Source organism: Dactylosporangium siamense (assembly GCF_016862795.1).
In the GTDB taxonomy this organism is placed as follows: domain Bacteria; phylum Actinomycetota; class Actinomycetes; order Mycobacteriales; family Micromonosporaceae; genus Dactylosporangium; species Dactylosporangium siamense.
Map to the genome: position 1 here is coordinate 40,624 of NZ_BONQ01000015.1, position 18,309 is coordinate 58,932.

Genomic DNA, 18,309 nt, shown 5'->3' on the forward strand with positions numbered 1-18,309 from the left:
CACACCACGAGAGGGGACAGCGATGAACCAGCCCAACCCCGTGCTGACGGCGCCGGCACTCCGCGGCTCGGACCCCCTGGAACGCTGCCGGGACCTGGTGACACCGGCGCTGCGCGGCACCGTCGACCGGCTGCACCCCGACCTGGCCCGGCTGGCCGCGTACAGCTTCGGCTGGACCGAAGCCGCGGGCGGCGGTGGCAGCGGCAAGAGCGTCCGCCCGGCCCTCGCGCTGCTGTCGGCCGAGGCGGTCGGCGGCACGGCGGAAGCGGCCGTCCCCGGTGCTGTGGCGGTCGAACTGGTGCACGTCTTCTCCCTGGTGCACGACGACATCATGGACGGCGACGAGCGGCGGCGGCACCGCCCTACGCTGTGGAAGGCGTTCGGCGTCGGGCCGGCCCTGCTCGTCGGCGACGCGTTGCTGGCCCTGGCCGCCGACGTGCTGGCCCGCACGCCCGACGCGGTCGCCCTCGCCGCCGCCGGGCAGCTGTCCGGCATGCTGGTCGACCTGTCCAACGGCCAGGCCGAGGACCTCGCCTTCGAAGGCCGCCCATGGACCGGGCCGCAGGCGGTCACCCTGGCCGACTACCAGCGGCTGGCGCTGCTGAAGACCGGGGCCCTGCTCGGCTGCGCCACCGGCCTCGGCGCGCTGCTCGGCGGCGCGCCCGCCGAGGTGGTCACGACCATGACGCAGTTCGGCCGGCAGCTGGGGGTGGCGTTCCAGGCGGTCGACGACCTGCTGGGCATCTGGGGCGACCCGGCGGCCACCGGCAAGCCCGTCTTCAGCGACCTCCGGGCGCGCAAGAAGACGCTGCCGGTCGTCGCGGCGCTCGGAGCGCTCGGCCCGGCGGCCACCGAGCTGGCCGCGCTGCTGGGCACGCCGCACACCGACGAGCGGGCGCTGCGCCGGGCCGCGGACCTGATCGACGCGGCCGGCGGCCGGGCCCTCGCCGCCGAGCACGCCCGGCGGCACCTCGACGGCGCGCGGCGGAGCATCGACGCGGCCGCGGTGGACCCGACCGCCGCGGCGCAGCTGCACCAGATGGTGGCGTTCATCGTCGACCGCGCCCACTGACGGACCGCCGGCGGCCCAGGCCGCCCCACTGACCGACCGCTCACGGCCCACGGAGGTTTCCGATGACCGCCACGCTCCAGCCCACGCCCACCCGCATCCCGGGGCGGCTGCCGCTGCTCGGGCACATGCACCGGCTGCTGGCCGACCCGCGCGGCTTCTTCCGGTCGCTGCACGGCACCGGCGACGACGTCGTCGTCATCCGCCTCGGCCCGAGCCCGGCGTACGTGATCAACGACCGGACGCTGGTGCACCAGATCCTCACCAGGGACGTCCGCAAGCTGGACAAGGGTCTGGCGTATGAGAAGTCCGCCCCGTTCCTGGGTGACGGGCTGCTCAACTCGACCGAGCCGACGCACATGGCGCACCGGCGCCTGATGCAACCGGCGTTCCACCACACGCAGATCGCCCGCTACGTGGAACAGATGCGGGAGGCGGCCGCGGCCCGGGTCAACGGCTGGCACGACGGCCGGCGGATCGAGATGGACCAGGAGATCCACGCGTTCGCGGTGGCGGTGGTGTGCCGGGCGCTGTTCTCCTCCGGCCTGGGCGACTCGGTCGCCGTCGACGTGGAGGAGTCGTTGCCGGTCCTGCTCAAGGGCGTCACCCGGCGCATCGCGCTGCCCGTGGGGTGGCTGGAGAAGCTGCCGACCCCGGGCAACCGGCGGTTCGACGCGGCCCGGCAGCGGCTGGCCGGCTCCCTCGGCGGCGTCATCGAGGAGTACCGCCGGCGCGGGGTCGACCACGGCGACCTGATGGCGATCCTGCTGGAGGCGCGGGCCGAGGACGGCGGGCCGGGCCTGACCGACCAGCAGGTGCACGACGAGGCGATGGCCCTGTTCCTGGGCGGCGTGGAGACCGCCCGGGACGTGCTGAGCTGGGCCTTCCACCTCATCGGTGGGCACCCGGAGGTGCAGCGCGGGATCGCTGCCGAGGTCGACGCGGTGCTGGCGGACCGCCCGCTGGGCTACGAGACGCTGGGCGAGCTGAAGTACGTGCGGCAGGTCATCACCGAGACGCTGCGGCTGTACCCGCCGGCGTGGCTGCTGACCCGCCGCACGGTCACCGAGCTCGAACTCGGCGGGCACGTGATCCCGCCCGGCAGCAACGTGCTGTTCTCGGTGCACGCGATCCAGCGCGACCCGGCCGTGTACCCCGAGCCGGACACGTTCGACCCGCAGCGCTGGCGCGATCCGGGCACACCGGCCCTGCTGCGCACCGCCTTCCTGCCGTTCGGCGCGGGCAACCGCAGCTGCATCGGCGAGCCGTTCGCCTGGGCCGAGATGGTCGTCTTCATCGCCACCGTCGCGCGCCGCTGGAGCGTGCACGGCGTGCCCGGGCACCCGATCCGGCCGGCGCGTTCACCGATGCTGCAGCCGCGGGACCTGCCGCTGATCGTGTGGTCCCGCCCCGGCGCCAGATGATGAGCGTCGCCGTGACGCCCCCGCTGTCAGGCCTCAGCGGAGCCGGGCGGGCGATCGAGCGTTCGTATCTCGTGCTGGGCAACCTCCCGGCCGACGGCGGCTCGATCGGGGTGTCGGAGGTGGCGCGGCGCACCGGCCTGCCGAAGTCCACCGCGTTTCGCATCCTGTCGCTCCTGACCAGCCTGCGGCTGGCCGACCGGCGGGACAACGGCTACCGGCTCGGGCACCGGATCATCGAGCTGGCCGGGCAGTCGGGCCGGCCGCGCGCCTCCGTGCTGCGCGACCGGCTCCTGCCGCACCTGCTCGACCTGTTCGCGCTCACCGGGCACGCCGTGTACCTGGGCGTGCCGCACGACGAGGGCGTGCTGTGCCTGGAGGACCTGCACGGGCACCAGGCGGTGCCACTGCCGGTGCGGCTGGGGCGGATCACGCCCGCGCACCGCACCGCGATGGGCCGCATCCTGCTCGCCTTCGACCCGGACGTGCCGGCCGGCGCGGACGCACCCGCCGGGCTGGACGCGGACCTCGACCGGCTCCGCGCGGGCGGTCTCGCCGTGGACACCGGCGCATTCCGGGGGGCCTTCCGGGCCGGCGTCGACTGCGTCGCGGCTCCGGTCTGGGCGCCGGGCCGGCGTATCGCCGCCGCGCTCATGGTGGCCGGCCCGGCCGGCCGGGCCGACGTCGCGCGGGTGTCCCGGCAGGTGCGGGAGGCTGCGGCCGCCGCCTCCCACACGCTGCGCACGGACGTCACGCGACGCTGACCGTCGGGCCCGCGCCCTTCGCTCCGGACGCTTCGGATGACAGGTCGACGCCCAGGTCCTCGGCGATCTGGACGGCGTGCGCGACGAGGGTCTCCACGATCTGCGCCTCCGGCACGGTGGCCACGACCTTCCCCTGGACGAAGATCTGCCCCTTGCCGTTGCCGGACGCGACGCCCAGGTCGGCCTCCCGCGCCTCGCCGGGGCCGTTGACGACGCAGCCCATCACGGCCACCCGCAGCGGCACCGGGAACCCTTCGAGGGCCGCGGTCACCCGCTCGGCGAGGGTGTACACGTCGACCTGCGCCCGGCCGCAGGACGGGCAGGAGACGATCTCCAGCCCCCGCTGCCGCAACCCCAGGGACTCCAGGATCTGGGTGCCGACCTTGATCTCCTCGACCGGCGGGGCGGACAGCGACACCCGGATGGTGTCGCCGATGCCGCCGGCGAGGAGCACTCCGAAGGCCACCGCCGACTTGATCGTGCCCTGGAACGCCGGCCCGGCCTCGGTCACGCCCAGATGCAACGGATACGGGCACGCCTCGGCCAGCAGCCGGTACGCCCGGACCATGACGACCGGGTCGTTGTGCTTGACGGAGAGCTTGATGTCGTGGAAGCCGTGCTCCTCGAACAGCGAGCACTCCCACAGCGCGGACTCGACGAGCGCCTCCGGCGTCGCCCGGCCGTGCTTGCGCAGGAGCCGCGGATCCAGGGAACCGGCGTTGACGCCGATCCGGATGGGGATGCCCGCCGCCGATGCCGCCTGCGCGATCTGCCCCACCTTGTCGTCGAACTGCTTGATGTTGCCCGGGTTGACCCGCACGGCGGCGCAGCCGGCGTCGATCGCGGCGAACACGTACCGGGGCTGGAAGTGGATGTCGGCGATCACCGGGATCCGTGACTTGCGGGCGATCGCCGGCAGTGCGTCGGCGTCGTCCTGCGACGGCACGGCGACCCGGACGATCTGACAGCCGGCCGCGGTCAGTTCGGCGATCTGCTGCAGGGTGGCGTTCACGTCCGCGGTCGGTGTGGTCGTCATCGACTGCACGGAGACCGGGGCGCCGCCGCCGACGGGCACCGGGCCGACCATCACCTGCCGGGACCGTCGCGGTGCGGCCAGTGGGGCCATCGGTGGGCGGGGCAGCCCGAGCGCTGTCACCGTCATGTCGTCACACTCCCTGCCAGGTGAAGGTTGCGGTGTACGTGTCGGCGACCGCTGCGGCCAGCTGGTCGGCGTCCAGGCCGATGTCGGTGAGCACCTCGGCGCGTGCGGCGTGGGCCAGGAAGCGCCGGGGGATGCCGAAGTTGCGCAGCGGGGTGTGCACGCCGGCGTCGCGCAGTTCCTGCGCCAGCACCGAGCCGACCCCGCCGCAGCGGCTGTTGTCCTCCACGGTGACCACGAGGTGGTACCGGGCGGCGAGGGCCACGACCGCCGGGTCCAGCGGCGTCACCCAGCGCGGGTCGAGGACCGTCGCGTCGATGCCCCGCCCGGCGAGCAGCTCGGCGGTGCGCACCGCGACCGGTGCCATCGCACCCACGCCCAGGATCAGCACGTCCGGGTCGGTGCCGCGGGTCAGGACGTCGGCGGTGCCGCAGCGGCCGACGGCGGGGATGTCCGCCGGGACGGTGCCCTTCGGGAACCGCAGCGCGGTGGGCGCGTCGGTGACGTCCAGGGCCTCCCGCAGCTCGGCCCGCAGGGTCGCCGCGTCGCGGGGCGCCGCGACCCGCAGGCCGGGCATGAGCTGCAGCAGCGACAGGTCCCACATGCCGTGGTGGCTCGGGCCGTCGTTGCCGGTGATGCCGGCCCGGTCCAGCACCAGCGTCATCGGCGTGCGGTGCAGCGCCGCGTCCATGAGCACCTGGTCGAAGGCGCGGTTGAGGAAGGTGGCGTAGATGGCGACGACCGGGTGCAGCCCGCCGAGGCTGAGCCCGACCGCGGAGGTCACCGCGTGCTGCTCGGCGATGCCGACGTCGAAGACCCGGCCGGGGTGCGCGGCCGCGAACGCGTCCAGGCCCACCGGCTGCAGCATCGCGGCGGTGACGGCGACCACGTCGGCACGGTCGGCGCCCACCTGGACCATCTCCTCGGCGAACACGGACGTCCAGCTCCGCCCGCCCGCCCCGGCCAGGGGCCGACCGGTGGCCGGGTCGATGACGCCGACGCTGTGGAACTGGTCCGCCTCGTCCTGCTCCGCCGCCGGATATCCGGCGCCCTTGCGGGTGACGCAGTGCACGACGACCGGCTCCGGCAGGTCGCGGGCCTGCCGCAGGACCTGCTGGACGGCGTCCAGGTCGTGCCCGTCGACCGGCCCGAGGTAGCGCAGGCCCAGCTGCTCGAACGCCGCGGCGCCGCCGGTGGATCCGGCGCGCAGCGCGGTCAGGTGCTCGGCCAGGCCGCCGACGGTGGGCGCGTAGGAGCGGCCGTTGTCGTTGAGCACCACCACGACGTTCGGCGACCGGGCCGCGGCGATGTTGTTCAGCGCCTCCCAGGACATGCCGCCGGTCAGCGCGCCGTCGCCGACGACCGCGACGACGTGCCGGTCGACCTCGCCGCGCAGCCGGTACGCCTTGGCGAGGCCGTCGGCGTAGCTCAACGCGGTCGAGGCGTGGGAGTTCTCGATGATGTCGTGCGGTGATTCGGCCCGGGACGGGTAGCCGGACAGCCCGTCCTTGCGGCGCAACCCGTCCAGCTGCCCGGCCCGGCCGGTGAGGATCTTGTGGACGTACGCCTGGTGGCCGGTGTCGAACAGGATCCGGTCCCGCGGTGAGTCGAAGACCCGGTGGACGCCGAGCGTCAGCTCGACCACGCCCAGGTTCGGCCCGAGGTGCCCGCCGGTGCGGCTCACCCGGTCGATGAGCAGCCGGCGGATCTCGGCGGCGAGCTCCCGCAGGGCGTCGCGACCCAACGTCCGCAGGTCGTGCGGCTCTCGGATGGAGTCCAGTACTGCCATGGTGCTCCTTCGCCCGGATGTTCGGCGGCGGGCGTGCCGCCCACCCTGTGGTCTACGGCGTCGGGCGCGGCCGCGACCAGACGTGCGTGCCGTCGGGCGGAACGCGGGCCTCGGGCGGGACCCCGCCCCGCTCCTACGATCACCGGGTCGAACAAGGGAGGCGACTCATGCCGGCTCAAGTCATCACCGGTGCGGTGCCGCGACGCGACGGGCTCGCCGCCGGTGACGTGCTCGTCCCCGACGGGGACGACAACCCGTTGCTGACGGCCGAACTGCGGCACCGGGGCCTGCGGGTGCACACCGGCACCTGGGCGTCCTTCGGGCTGCCGGCGCCGCCGGCGCCGGCCGTCGCCGTGTACACAGTGGACGGTCCGGACGGCACCGGCACGGTCGGCGCGGTGCTGGCCGGCTGGCACGCCGCGGCCGGGGCGCGCACTGTGCTGCTACCGCAGCCGCAGTCGTTCTGCGCCGGGGTCGAGCGGGCCATCGAGATCGTCGAGGAGGCGCTGGCCCGGTTCCCGCACCCGGTCTACGTCCGCAAGCAGATTGTGCACAACCTGCACGTGGTGCGCGACCTCGCGGACCGGGGCGCCGTCTTCGTCGACGAACTGGACGAGGTACCCGCAGGGGCGACTGTGGTGTTCTCCGCCCACGGCGTCGCGCCGTCCGTACACCAGGAAGCCGCCGGACGCCGGTTGCGGGTGATCGACGCGACCTGCCCCCTGGTCACCAAGGTGCACAGCGAGGTGCGCCGCTTTGCCCGGCGGGACCACCAGATCGTGCTCATCGGGCATGCCGGGCACGAGGAGGCCGAAGGCACCCTCGGCGAGGCGCCGGAACGCACCCGGCTCGTGCAGACCGCGGCGGACGTCGCGGCGCTGCCGGACATCGACGGACCCGTCGCCTACGTGACCCAGACCACCCTGGCCGTCGACGAGGTGACCGCGGTGGTCGCCGCGCTGCGCGAACGGTTCCCGCAGATCACCGGGCCCGGCAGCGATGACGTCTGCTACGCCACCACCAACCGGCAGCGGGCGGTCCTCGCGGTCGCGGGGGAGTCCGATCTGGTGTACGTGGTCGGTTCGCGGAACTCGTCGAACTCGGTGCGCCTGGTGGAGCTCGTCGAGCGGGCCGGGAAGTCGGCCCGGCTCATCGAGGACGTCACCGGTGTCCGGCTGGCCGAGCTGGCCGGCGCCACGACGGTCGGGCTGACCGCGGGCGCGTCGGCGTCGCCGACCCTGGTCGCGCGGATCGTGCGCAGCCTGCGCCGGCTCGGGCCGGTCGAGGTGGTCGAGCGCCGGGTCGCCACGGAGACCATCACCTTCAACCTGCCCCGCGAGCTGGCCTCATAGCGCCACCCTCCGGACCCGCTCGACCAGGTCGTGGTAGCGCTCGGCGGTGCGGAAGTCGGGGTGGGCCGGGCGGCCCTCCCCGATCGCCCGGGCGATCTCCCGGTAGAGCGCGGCGACGTTGGCGGGCGGTCCGGCCGGGACGCCGGCGGGGACCGTGCGGTACCCGTCCGGCACTGGCAACGGCTCGGCCCGGCCGTCCCCGGTGGCGAGGAGCACGGTCCAGTCCGCGATCTGCATCGACCCGCCGGGCTGGGCCGGGGTGACGGTGAGCGAGCCGGCGCTGCCGAGGATCCGCAGCTGGAATCCGGCCGCGCCGCTGGGACTGCCGCCTTGCACGGCCACCGACAGCACCCCGCCGCCGGCCAGGACACCGCCGATGACGACCTGGTTGGCGCGGCCCACCGCGACGGGTTCGCCGGTCTCGGCGACGGTCGCGAGGGGCGTGGTGTTGGCGACGACCGCGGTGAGCTCGCGCGGCTCGCCGACCAGGTCGGCGAGGGTGGCGAGGAGGTGCGCGCCGGAGACGCTCAGCAGGTCCACGCCGGCGGCGGGGTCGGCCGCCCAGGCCTGCGCCCGCGGGATGCGGTCGCCGCCGAGGGCGCCCGGCGCGGCGAAGACGGCGGCGGCGGACCAGATCCCGCCGATCCGGCCGCCCGCGACGAGGTCCCGCACGAAGCGCGCCGAGGGGGAATGCAGGCCCTGCAGGCCGACGGCGTGCACCACGCCCGATCCGGCCGCCAGGTCCGCCAGCTCCCGCGCCTCGGCGGCGTCGACGGCGAGGGGCCACTCGCAGTAGACGTGCTTGCCTGCCGCGAGGGCGGCCCGGATCACCGCGCGGTGCGCGGGCACCCGCACCGCGACCGTGACGAGGTCGACGTCGGGGTGGCGGGCCAGCTCGCCGGCGTCACCGAAGGCCAGGGGCACGCCGTGGGCGTCGGCGGTCCGGCGGGCACTGTCCAGTGTGGACGCCGCGACGGCGGTCAGCTCGAACTCGGGGAGCGCGGCGAGGGCGGGCAGGTGCGCGCGGAGCGCCCAGCCGCCCGAGAGGCTCGCGCCGACCAGCCCGACCCGGATCGATGAGTTGCTAAACGGGGTCACTCCCCCTATGGTACGTGAAACGGGGAGCATCCCCGAATAGTTGTGGCTAAAACCATATCTAACCGATCGATGTTATCGACAAATCGGGGGAGCGCTTTCGATGAGACACCTGGTGCCGTCGGCGGCCGCCGTGGCATTCCTGATCGCGGGCTGCGGCGCCGGCGACGCGGCGGGTTCGTCGGCCCAGGCGGGCGGCACCCTCACCGTCGCGGTGACCTCCGACCCGCAGTGCCTCGACCCGCAGCAGGCCGGCAGCAGCGACGCGATCACCGTGAACCGGCAGTTCGTCGACTCCCTGACCGACCACGACCCGGACACCGGCAAGCTCGGCGGCTGGCTCGCCACCTCCTGGGAGGCCGACCCGAAGGCCACCAGCTTCACCTTCCACCTGCGGGAGGGCGCCACGTTCAGCGACGGGACCCCGGTCGACGCCCAGGCCGTCAAGGACAACTTCGACGGGCTCGTCAAGCTCGGCGCCAAGGCCGTGCAGGCCGCCACGTATCTGTCCGGCTATCGCGAGAGCGTCGTGGTCGACCCGCGCACGGTCCGGGTCGAGTTCGCCAAGCCCAACGCGCAGTTCCTCGAGGCCACCTCGACCACCAGCCTCGGCCTGGTCGCGAAGTCCAGCCTGGCCCAGCCGGCCGCCGACCGCTGCGCCAACGGCGTCGTCGGCTCCGGGCCGTTCCTGCTCGAGCAGTACACCCGCAACCAGCAGGTCGTGCAGCGCCGCCGGGACGGCTATGCCTGGAGCCCGGCGCGGATCACGAACCGCGGCGCCGCGTACCTCGACCGCCTGGTCTTCAAGATCGTGCCGGAGGCGAACGTCCGGGTCGGGCTGCTCGAGTCCGGGCAGGCCGACGCCGTGCTCGGGGTCGGCCCGCAGGACACCGACCGGGTCAAGCGGGCCGGGCTGGTCATCTCGGCCCGGCCCAACCCGGGCCTGGTCTACGGGATCAACGTCAACCGGTCCCGCCCCCTGGTCGCCGACGGCGCGGTGCCCCGCGCGATCCAGCGCGCGGTCGACCGCCGCCAGGTCGTCGACACCATCCTGAGCCCGGACTACCACCCGGCCACCAGCGTGCTGTCCGCCCCCACCCTGGGCTACGTCGACCTCGGCGGGAAGCTGTCCGCCGACCCGGCCGCCGCCACCGAGATCCTCACCACCGCCGGGTGGGTGCCCGGCGCGGACGGCATGCGGGTCCGCAACGGCCAGCGGCTCAGCCTGGTGGTGCGCTACTACACCCCGGACTCCGGCCTGGCCCAGTCCAGCCTGGAGCTGATCCAGCAGCAGCTGAAGAAGATCGGCGTGGACGTCGTGCTGAAGCCGACCCCGGTGGCCCAGGCGATCCAGACGTTCAAGGACGGCGACTACGACCTGATCTGGGGCAACGCCTCGGCCGCGGACCCCGACATCCTGCGCAACTACTTCACCGTCCAGGGCCTCAACGCCGTCCGGCTGACCGCCGGGCCGTTGCAGGACGCCCTCTACGCCCAGGCCGGCGAGGGTGACCCGGCCCGCCGGGCGCAACAGGTGGCCCTGGCACAGCAGCTGCTGCTCGACGACGGCTGGGCGATCCCCGTATACGAGCCGACCACCGTCGTCGGGCTGTCGGCGAAGGTCCGCGGGGTGCGCTTCGACGCCGCGTCGCGCCTGCAGTTCATCGACGTCCAACGCGCGGGAAAGGGTGGCAAGTGATGCCGGCGACCAGGGAACTGCACCTCAACGTCAACCTGCTCGGCGGCCTCGGCGAGCACCCCGGCGCGTGGCGCTGGCCGGGCACCGACCCGCTGTCGTTCCTGCACGTCGACCGTTACGTCGAGGCCGCCGTCGTGGCCGAGCGCGGCACCCTGGACGCGGTGTTCCTGGCCGACTCGCCGGGCATCGTGCAGGACATCCACACCCTGCCCCCGTACAACGGCCTCGAACCGACGCTGGTGCTGACCGCCATCGCGCGGGCCACCGAGCGGATCGGGCTGATCGGCACCGCCTCCACCAGCTACAACGAGCCCTACAACGTGGCCCGCCGGTTCATGACCCTGGACCTGATCAGTCACGGCCGGGTCGCCTGGAACGCGGTCACCACCTACAACTCGGCGTCGGCGCGCAACTTCGGCGGCACCGAACCGACCCGCGAGCAGCGCTACTCCCGTGGCAACGAGTTCGTCGACGTGGTCCGGGCCCTGTGGACCAGCTGGCAGCCGGGGGCCCTGATCGCCGACGAGGTCACCGGCCAGTTCGCCGACCCGGACCGGATCCGCCCGATCGAGCACGTCGGCGAGCACTTCACGGTGCGCGGCGCACTCACCCTGCCACCGTCGGAGCAGGGCTACCCGGTCATCTACCAGGCGGGCGGCGGGGTCGAGGGCCGCGACCTCGCCGGGCGCACCGCCGACGCGGTCTTCTCCGCCGCCGTCGACGAGCAGGACGCCCGGACCAACGCCGCGGCCATCCGCCGGGCCGCGCTCGGCTACGGCCGCGCCCCCGACTCGATCATCATCCTGCCCGGGCTGCGCACCTCGGTCGCCAGCACCGAACGCGAGGCCGTCCAGCGGCGCGAGGCGCTGCGCGACCTCGCCGACCAGACCGGCGTCCTCAAGGGCCTGGCCACCAAGCTGCGGGTCGACGCCGGCGCGCTGCACCTGGACCACCCGGTGCCGCCGCAGCTGCTGACCGAGGTGCACGGCCCGGCCGGGCCCGGCGAGGACACGCTGCTGCGGCAGGCCCGGCAGGGCAGCACGGTCCGCGAGCTGCTGCGCGCCTTCGGTCCCGGGCACCTCGTCGCCGTCGGCACGCCGGAGCACGTGGCCGACACCATCGAACGGTGGTTCTCCTCGGGCGCGGCGGACGGGTTCAACCTGATGCCCGACACGCTGCACGACGGGCTGCCCGACTTCGTCGACCACGTGATCCCGATCCTGCGCCGCCGCGGGCTGTTCCGGACCGGGTACCGGGGCACCACCCTGCGGGAGCACTACGGGCTGCCGGTGCCGGTGCCGGCCCGGCCGGTGGCACTGGCCGGATGACACGCTACGTCGCGCAGCGGGCGGTCCGGGCGCTGTTCGTACTGTGGGCCGCCTTCACCGTGTCGTTCGCGATGCTGTACCTGCTGCCGGGCGACCCGGTCTCGGTCATGCTGGGCGGCTCGGCCGGCACCTACACCCCGGCACAGATCGACGACCTGCGCAGCCAGTACGGCCTGGACCGCTCCGTGCCCGGGCAGTACGTGACGCAGCTGTGGCACGCGCTGCACGGCGACTTCGGCACGTCGATCCGCACCGGTGCCCCGGTCGCCCCGATGCTCGCCCAGGCGCTGCCGCAGACGGCGCTGCTGGCCCTCACCGCGTTCGTCCTGGCCGTGGTGGGCGGGCTCGGCATCGCGCTGGCGGCCACGTCCAGCCGGCGCCCCGCCGTGCGGCAGGTCCTGCTGTCGCTGCCCGGCATCGGCACCTCCGTGCCGACGTTCTGGGTCGGGTTGCTCCTGGTCGACTTCGTCTCGTTCCGGTGGCGGCTGCTGCCCGCGCTGGGCAACGACGGCTGGCAGAGCCTGGTCCTGCCGGCGGTCACCCTGGCCCTGCCGTGCGGCTCGGTGCTCGCCCAGGTGTTCGCCAAGAGCCTGCGCGACACGCTGCGGGAGCCGTACCTGGACACCGCCCGGGCCAAGGGGGCCGGCCGGGCCCGGGTCCACCTGCGGCACGCGGCCCGCAACGCCGCGCTGCCAGCCGTGACCCTGAGCGGCATCATCGTCGGCAACCTGCTCGCCGGGGCGGTGGTCGTGGAGACCGTGTTCTCCCGCGAGGGCGTCGGCCGGATCACCGCGGAGGCGGTCCTTGGCCAGGACATCCCCGTCGTGCAGGGCGCCGTGGTGCTCGGCGCGGTCGGGTTCGTCCTGGTCAACCTGGCCGTCGACGCCGCGTATCCGGTCCTGGACCCGCGGATCACCACCGGCCGGCCCGTCCCCCGGAAGGAGGCCGACCCGCGATGGTCGATCTGACCGCTCCGGCCCTCGCCCCGCTGCGCCGCTTCGACCTGGTGCTCTGCGGCCTGTGGCTGGCCGTGGTGGCCGGCTGGGCGGTGCTGCCCGGGGTGTTCAGCCGGCAGGACCCCCTGGCCGGGGTCGCCGCGGAGCGCCTGCAGCCACCCTCGTTGCGGCACCTGCTCGGCACCGACCACCTCGGCCGTGACCTGTTCGCCCGGGTGGTGCACGGCGCCGCGCTGTCGCTGCAGGCGGCCCTGATCGCGGTCGGTGTCGCCCTCGTCGTGGGCTCGGCCGTGGGCCTGGCCGCCGGCTCACTGGGCCGCTGGGCCGACGCGCTGATCATGCGGGTCGTCGACGTCATGCTCGCCATCCCCGCCCTGCTGACCGCCCTCGCCCTGATCACCGCGCTCGGCTTCGGCACGGTGCAGGTCGCGGTCGCCGTCGGCATCGCCACCGCCGCGACCTTCGCCCGGGTGATGCGGGCCGAGGTGCTGCGGGTCCGCGCCGCGCCCTACATCGGCGCGGCCCGCTGCGCCGGCAGCCGCGGCTGGTGGATCGCCCTGCGGCACGTCCTGCCCAACACGGCCGGGCCGGTCCTGGTCCTCGCGGCCCTCGAGTTCGGCGCGGCGATCCTGTTCATCTCCACCCTCAGCTTCCTCGGCCTCGGCGCCGCCCCACCGGCCCCCGAATGGGGCGCCCTGGTGTCGGGCGGGCGCAACTTCCTCAACACCGCGTGGTGGCTGACCACGCTGCCCAGCCTCACCGTGGCCGGCATCGTCCTGGCCGCCAACCGCATCGCGCGGGAGCTGGAGCACCGCCGTGACTGACCTGCTTTCCGTGCGTGGACTGCGGGTCAGCTACCGCACCGGCCGCCATACCGTCCCGGCGGTCGCCGGCGTCGACCTGACCGTGCGGCGCGGCGAGGTCGTCGCGGTCGTTGGCGAGTCCGGCTCCGGCAAGAGCACCCTGGCGCACGCGGTCATCGGCCTGCTGCCGGAGCACGCCCGGACCGAGGCGGGCACGGTCCTGTTCGCCGGCACCGACCTGCTGACCGGCACCGACCGGCACCTGCGGGCAGTGCGCGGCCGGGGCATCGGGTTCATCCCGCAGGACCCCGTCGGCTCGCTGAACCCGGTGTTGCCGGTCGGTGCCCAGGTCGCCGAGGTGCTGCACATCCACCGCCGGGCCACCAGCCGGCGTGACGCCCTCGACCAGGCGGTCGACCTCCTCGATCGGGCCGGGCTGCCGGACCCGCGGCGGTGCGCCCGCCAGTATCCGCACCAGCTCTCCGGCGGCATGTGCCAGCGGGTGCTCATCGCCATCGCCCTCGCCGGCCGGCCGCAGCTGCTGATCGCCGACGAACCGACCAGCGCCCTGGACGTGACCGTCCAGCGCCAGATCCTCGACCACCTCGAGGTCCTTGCCCGGGACACTGGCACCGCCGTCCTGCTGATCACCCACGACCTCGCCGTCGCCGCCGACCGGGCCCAGCAGATCGTGGTGCTGTCGCAGGGCCGGGTGGTGGAGCGGGGGCCGGCCAGGGCGCTGCTGGCCGGCCCGGCGCACCCCTACACCCGGCGGCTGGTCGCCGACGCGCCCCGCCTGACCGACCACCGCCTGGAGTCCGGCGCTGCCCGGCCCGCCGCCGGGACACCGCTGCTCAGCGTGCGTGGGCTCAGGAAGGTGTACCGCGGCACGCCCGCCGTCGACGGCATCGACTTCGACGTGGCCCGCGGCGAGACCCTCGCCCTGGTCGGGGAGTCCGGCTCCGGCAAGTCCACCACGGCCCGGCTCCTCGTCGGGCTGGACCCGCCGACCGCCGGCGCCGTCCGCTTCGACGGCGCCGACGTCGCGGCTCTGGACCGCGCCGGCCGGCGCGACCTGCACCGGCGGATCCAGATCGTGGAGCAGAACCCCTACGCCGCCATGGACCCACGCTTCACCGTCCGGCAGGTCGTGGAGGAGCCGCTGCGCGCCTTCCGCACCGGCGACCGGGTCGCCCGGCAGGCCCGCGTCGCGGAGCTGCTGGACCAGGTGGCGCTGGCCGCGTCGGTGGCCGCCCGCCGCCCGGCGGAGCTGTCCGGCGGCCAGCGCCAGCGGGTGGCCCTGGCCCGGGCTCTGGCCCTGGGCCCGCAGCTGCTGATCTGCGACGAGCCGGTGTCTGCCCTGGACGTCACCGTGCAGGCGCAGATCCTGCGGTTGCTGGCCCGGCTGCAGGCCGAGCTCGGGCTGTCCATGCTGTTCATCACCCACGACCTGGCGGTGGTCCGCCGGATCGCCGACCGGGTGGCGGTGATGTGGGCGGGCCGGCTGGTGGAGACCGGCGCCGCCGACGACGTCCTGACCGGCCCCGGCCATCCGTACACCCGCAGCCTCCTGGCGGCGGTGCCCGGCGTGGACCGTGCGGAGGAGGCGCCGGTGCCCGGCGCGGACCGGGCGGAGGAGGCGCCGGTGCCCGGCGTGGACCGGGCGGAGGCGGTGCTGAACGGCGGCGTGTCCGGTGTGGACGGACAGGCTCACCATGGCCGGTCGGACACCCGGAGCCGGTGATGCGCCCGGCGGCTGCCGCCGTCCGGGGACGTGCGCCGGCCGACACGTGGCCGGTCGGCTGGCCGCTGATCCGGGCGATGGCGGCGACCCACCTGGACGGCGGCCGCGATGTGGTCCTGCCGCGGTACTTCGCCGTCGTCGAGGAGATCGCGGGGTTCGAGTGGCTCGCCCGCGAGAGCGACGACCCGTGGATCCGGCACCACCACCACCGGCTCGTCGAGCTCGGCGGCGATCCGGTCGTGCCCGCCGCCATGGACGACAACCTGATGACGCTCGTCCGCCACCGCCCGGGGACCGTGGTGGTGCCGAGCGCGGCGGGAGCCGTGCAGGAGACCTACGAACTCCTGGCCGCCGCCCTGCGGTGATCCACGACCGTCAGCCGGAACGGGTCGTGGATTCGGCGGAGGGCGGGTCCGCCGGGTGCTCGTTACAGTGCCCACCATGGACCTTGTCGACGGGTGGGACGACGAGACCGTCCAGGACGCCGTCGACGCCCTGCAGGACATGGTGCTCTGGGAGATGTCGCCGCAGCGGTGGGAGCACGTCAACGAGCTCATGGGGCTGATCGACGTGGCGTTCCGCGCCCGTGACGTCGGGGCGCTCCGCGCGGCGGTCCTCGAGCTGGAGGCCGGCGGCGTGATCCGGCTCGGGCGGATCGGCAGCAAGGTCGAGACCAAGATCCCGCCGCCGGTCTTCGAGCGGCGCAACACGCTGGTGCACACGCTGACGTCCGAGCACCGAGACCCGCCGGAGGACGGTCGTGACAGCAGCCGGCCTGGTTGAGCCCGAGTTCGTCGTCCACCTCTTCGCCCCCACCGACGGGCCGGACGCCGGCGCGGCGCTGGCGGGTGTGCGCGCGCTGTGGGAGAACTGCCGCGCCCAGCTCGGCATGACCCAGCCGATCGTGGAGGTCCAGCTGCGCGCCGACCTGCCCGCCGACCTCACGGAGGGGCCCGACGGTGCCGTCGCCGGCCGGCAGGACCCGACCGTGCAGTTCCAGGCGATCGCCCGCCGCGAGCACGACGTCCTCAACGTCTCCTTCGCCATCGCGGCGCCCGACGCCGTGCCGCGTTCCCGGACCCGGCTGGGCTCGGCGCTGCCGCCCGGCTGGCACGAGTTCCACCGCTGGTGGCGCACGCTCGGCGCGGGCACGGGGCTGCTCGGCGGTGCCGTCGTGCTGCTCGCCAAGAGCGAGGACCCGGCGGGGGTCGACCTCCGCACGGCGGTGCCCGCCCAGGAGGACGACGGGGACGGCTGGTGGGAGGCGGGTTTCGCGCTGCACGGCTTCGCCGGCTGGGAGACGACGCCGGCCGGCACGCACGGCACCCGGCGCCTGGTGCTGCTGGCCGGGCTGGACGAGGACGCGGAGCTCAGCCGGTTCGCGTGGAGCGACGGCGGCACCGCCCTGCCGCCGCTGGGCCGCTACCTCATGCACGCGGCGAAGCTGCGCTACCAGGCCCGGGTGCTCGGCGACGGCGGGCAGCTGGCCCGGCTCCGGCGGCGGGTCACCGGCCGCCTCGACGAGCTGACCGCCCGGCTGCGCGAGCCCGGTGGGCCGGGCCGGGCCGCGGCCGCCGACCTCGCCGGCGACCGGGCCGACCTGGCCGCCACCCTGCAGTCCCTGCGGGTGATGCGGCGCACCGTGGACATCGCGCGGGGCAACATGGCCGGGATCCTCGACGGGCCGCTGCCGGCCGACGCCCCGCTCGGCGACTGGCTGGCCCAGCAGCTCGTGGACGACACCGACCTGCTCGAGGCGGCCTGGGAACGCGCGGAGCGGGTCGCGGCCATGCTCGGCGCGGCGGGCCCGGCGCCCGAGCCGCAGCCCGCGCCGGCGGCGGATCCGGCGCCGTCCCCGCCGCCTCCGGCGGAGGTCGAGCACCGCGTCGGTTTCGACGTCGACGTCGTCAACTACAGCGGCCGCTCGACGCCGCGGCAGTTCGAGGTGCAGCGCAGGGTCGGCGGCATGATCGAGCGGATCCTCGCCCGCGTCGGCGTGCCCGTGCACGAGACCGACCGGCAACCGGCCGGCGACGGCATGATGGTCGTGCTGCCCGCGAGCGTGCCGGCCGACGTGGCGCTCCCGGCGCTCCTGCACGGCTGGCGGGCGCAGGTGGTGGCGGACAACGCCGAGCACCCGCACGACCGGATCCGGCTGCGGCTGTCCGTGGGCTCCGGGCCGTTCACCCGGTCCGCGATCGGGTTCAGCGGCCAGGCGATCATCGAGGTCGGCCGGCTGCTCGACTGCCAGGCGCTGCGGCAGGCGGTGCTCGACCACCCGGACGCGGACCTGGTCGCGATCGTCGCCGACCGCACCTACCGGGACGTGGTCGGCGAGGGGTACCCGGGACTGCGGCCCGAGGCGTTCGAACCGGCCGAGATCACGATCAAGACGTACCAGGGCCGGGCCTGGCTGTGGACCGGCGGCGCCCCGGCCGGACCGCCCCGGCCGGACCGGCACCCGGTCGCCGCGAGCCGCGACGTGTTCGTCATCCACGGTCCGGGACCGCAGCCGCGCAAGGACATGTTCGAGCTGCTGCGCGCGCTCGACCTGCGCCCGCTCGGCTGGGAGGACATGGTGACCCGGACCGGCCGGCCGGCCCCCCGGCACGACGAGATCCTCGCGACGGCCTTCGCGGCCGGGCCGGGCGTGCTCGTCGTCATGGCCCCCGGCGAAGAGGCGGACGTGCTGATCCGGGCCGGCCGGGCGCTGGCGCTCAAACCGGACCACACGATCCCCGTCCAGGTCGGCGCGGTCGCCGCCACCGAACTGGACCGGCGGCAGCCCGTCCGGCTCACCCGCGACACGGCCGACGCCAGCGTCGTCTTCCAGCACGAGGTCGCCCAGCGGCTGCGGGCCGTCGGCTATCCGGTCGACACCAGCGGCGCCGACTGGTCCGACGCGGAGCGGTTCCGCGGGCTGCTGCGGCACCCACCCGACCCTCGGCGGTGACGCGACCGGCGCGGTCCGCCGAGGGGTGTCCGGGCCGACTCGGCACGTCCGGCCGATGCAGTCCGGCTAGACAGTTGCGACGCTCGATGCAGGTCAAGCCGCGGAGGGTCGCGTCGCCGCCGGTCAGCTGCGGCTTGTCCGCCGGGACCGCATCTCGGGCGCCGCTGGTGCTCAGGG

General features: G+C 74.8%; 15 protein-coding genes. 12 read left to right on the top strand and 3 right to left on the bottom strand.

From position 1 onward, the window contains the following. Positions 1 to 22: 22 nt before the first annotated feature. The 3 genes from Dsi01nite_RS03300 (at position 23) to Dsi01nite_RS03310 (ending at position 3,254) form a co-directional block, all read left to right on the top strand. Complete coding sequence (locus Dsi01nite_RS03300) at positions 23 to 1,072, top strand: polyprenyl synthetase family protein (RefSeq protein ID WP_203844493.1); 1,050 nt, start codon at positions 23 to 25, stop codon at positions 1,070 to 1,072. A 62-nt stretch (positions 1,073 to 1,134) separates the two neighbouring features. Beyond that, positions 1,135 to 2,493, top strand: a complete 1,359-nt coding sequence (locus tag Dsi01nite_RS03305; RefSeq protein WP_203844494.1) for a cytochrome P450 — start codon at positions 1,135 to 1,137, stop codon at positions 2,491 to 2,493. 11 nt (positions 2,494 to 2,504) lie between these two features. Continuing rightward, positions 2,505 to 3,254 (top strand): IclR family transcriptional regulator, encoded by a 750-nt coding sequence (locus Dsi01nite_RS03310; RefSeq protein ID WP_203844495.1) that lies wholly within the window; start codon positions 2,505 to 2,507, stop codon positions 3,252 to 3,254. Here the strand turns inward: Dsi01nite_RS03310 and ispG are convergent. Together ispG and Dsi01nite_RS03320 are read right to left on the bottom strand one after the other, a co-directional pair. Beyond that, positions 3,241 to 4,416, bottom strand: coding sequence for a flavodoxin-dependent (E)-4-hydroxy-3-methylbut-2-enyl-diphosphate synthase (gene ispG, locus Dsi01nite_RS03315; protein WP_203844496.1), 1,176 nt, complete (start codon positions 4,414 to 4,416; stop codon positions 3,241 to 3,243). The two genes, Dsi01nite_RS03310 and ispG, sit on opposite strands and share 14 nt — an antisense overlap. Before the next feature lie 4 nt (positions 4,417 to 4,420). After that, positions 4,421 to 6,202: a 1-deoxy-D-xylulose-5-phosphate synthase gene (locus Dsi01nite_RS03320; RefSeq protein ID WP_203844497.1), complete on the bottom strand. Its 1,782-nt coding sequence runs from the start codon at positions 6,200 to 6,202 to the stop codon at positions 4,421 to 4,423. A gap of 401 nt (positions 6,203 to 6,603) precedes the next feature. Between Dsi01nite_RS03320 and ispH the strand changes: the two genes are divergently transcribed. Next, positions 6,604 to 7,554 (top strand): 4-hydroxy-3-methylbut-2-enyl diphosphate reductase, encoded by a 951-nt coding sequence (ispH, locus tag Dsi01nite_RS03325; RefSeq protein WP_373318718.1) that lies wholly within the window; start codon positions 6,604 to 6,606, stop codon positions 7,552 to 7,554. Here ispH and Dsi01nite_RS03330 read toward each other — a convergent pair. Beyond that, entirely contained in the window at positions 7,549 to 8,652 is a 1,104-nt protein-coding gene (locus Dsi01nite_RS03330; RefSeq protein WP_203844499.1) for a Gfo/Idh/MocA family protein, read from the bottom strand. The two genes, ispH and Dsi01nite_RS03330, sit on opposite strands and share 6 nt — an antisense overlap. Positions 8,653 to 8,752: 100 nt before the next feature. Here Dsi01nite_RS03330 and Dsi01nite_RS03335 point away from each other — a divergent pair, with 100 nt between their 5' ends. The 8 genes from Dsi01nite_RS03335 to Dsi01nite_RS03370 all read left to right on the top strand — a co-directional run bounded on the left by Dsi01nite_RS03335 (position 8,753) and on the right by Dsi01nite_RS03370 (position 18,132). Further along, positions 8,753 to 10,348, top strand: a complete 1,596-nt coding sequence (locus Dsi01nite_RS03335; protein WP_203844500.1) for an ABC transporter substrate-binding protein — start codon at positions 8,753 to 8,755, stop codon at positions 10,346 to 10,348. Then, the gene (locus tag Dsi01nite_RS03340; RefSeq protein WP_203844501.1) at positions 10,348 to 11,676 is read left to right on the top strand and encodes an NtaA/DmoA family FMN-dependent monooxygenase; all 1,329 of its coding nucleotides are present in this window, start codon (positions 10,348 to 10,350) and stop codon (positions 11,674 to 11,676) included. Before Dsi01nite_RS03335 ends, Dsi01nite_RS03340 begins: the two co-directional genes overlap by 1 nt. After that, positions 11,673 to 12,644, top strand: coding sequence for an ABC transporter permease (locus Dsi01nite_RS03345; RefSeq protein WP_203844502.1), 972 nt, complete (start codon positions 11,673 to 11,675; stop codon positions 12,642 to 12,644). Before Dsi01nite_RS03340 ends, Dsi01nite_RS03345 begins: the two co-directional genes overlap by 4 nt. Next, complete coding sequence (locus tag Dsi01nite_RS03350; protein ID WP_203844503.1) at positions 12,632 to 13,456, top strand: ABC transporter permease; 825 nt, start codon at positions 12,632 to 12,634, stop codon at positions 13,454 to 13,456. The genes Dsi01nite_RS03345 and Dsi01nite_RS03350 overlap by 13 nt, the downstream gene beginning before the upstream one ends. Continuing rightward, on the top strand, positions 13,449 to 15,179 hold the full coding sequence (locus Dsi01nite_RS03355) for a dipeptide ABC transporter ATP-binding protein (protein WP_239135648.1): 1,731 nt from the start codon (positions 13,449 to 13,451) through the stop codon (positions 15,177 to 15,179). Before Dsi01nite_RS03350 ends, Dsi01nite_RS03355 begins: the two co-directional genes overlap by 8 nt. After that, positions 15,179 to 15,544, top strand: a complete 366-nt coding sequence (locus tag Dsi01nite_RS03360) for a hypothetical protein (RefSeq protein WP_203844504.1) — start codon at positions 15,179 to 15,181, stop codon at positions 15,542 to 15,544. Before Dsi01nite_RS03355 ends, Dsi01nite_RS03360 begins: the two co-directional genes overlap by 1 nt. Positions 15,545 to 15,620: 76 nt before the next feature. After that, positions 15,621 to 15,962, top strand: coding sequence for a CATRA system-associated protein (locus Dsi01nite_RS03365; protein ID WP_203844505.1), 342 nt, complete (start codon positions 15,621 to 15,623; stop codon positions 15,960 to 15,962). After that, positions 15,940 to 18,132, top strand: a complete 2,193-nt coding sequence (locus Dsi01nite_RS03370; RefSeq protein ID WP_203844506.1) for a CATRA conflict system CASPASE/TPR repeat-associated protein — start codon at positions 15,940 to 15,942, stop codon at positions 18,130 to 18,132. Before Dsi01nite_RS03365 ends, Dsi01nite_RS03370 begins: the two co-directional genes overlap by 23 nt. Positions 18,133 to 18,309 lie beyond the last annotated feature (177 nt).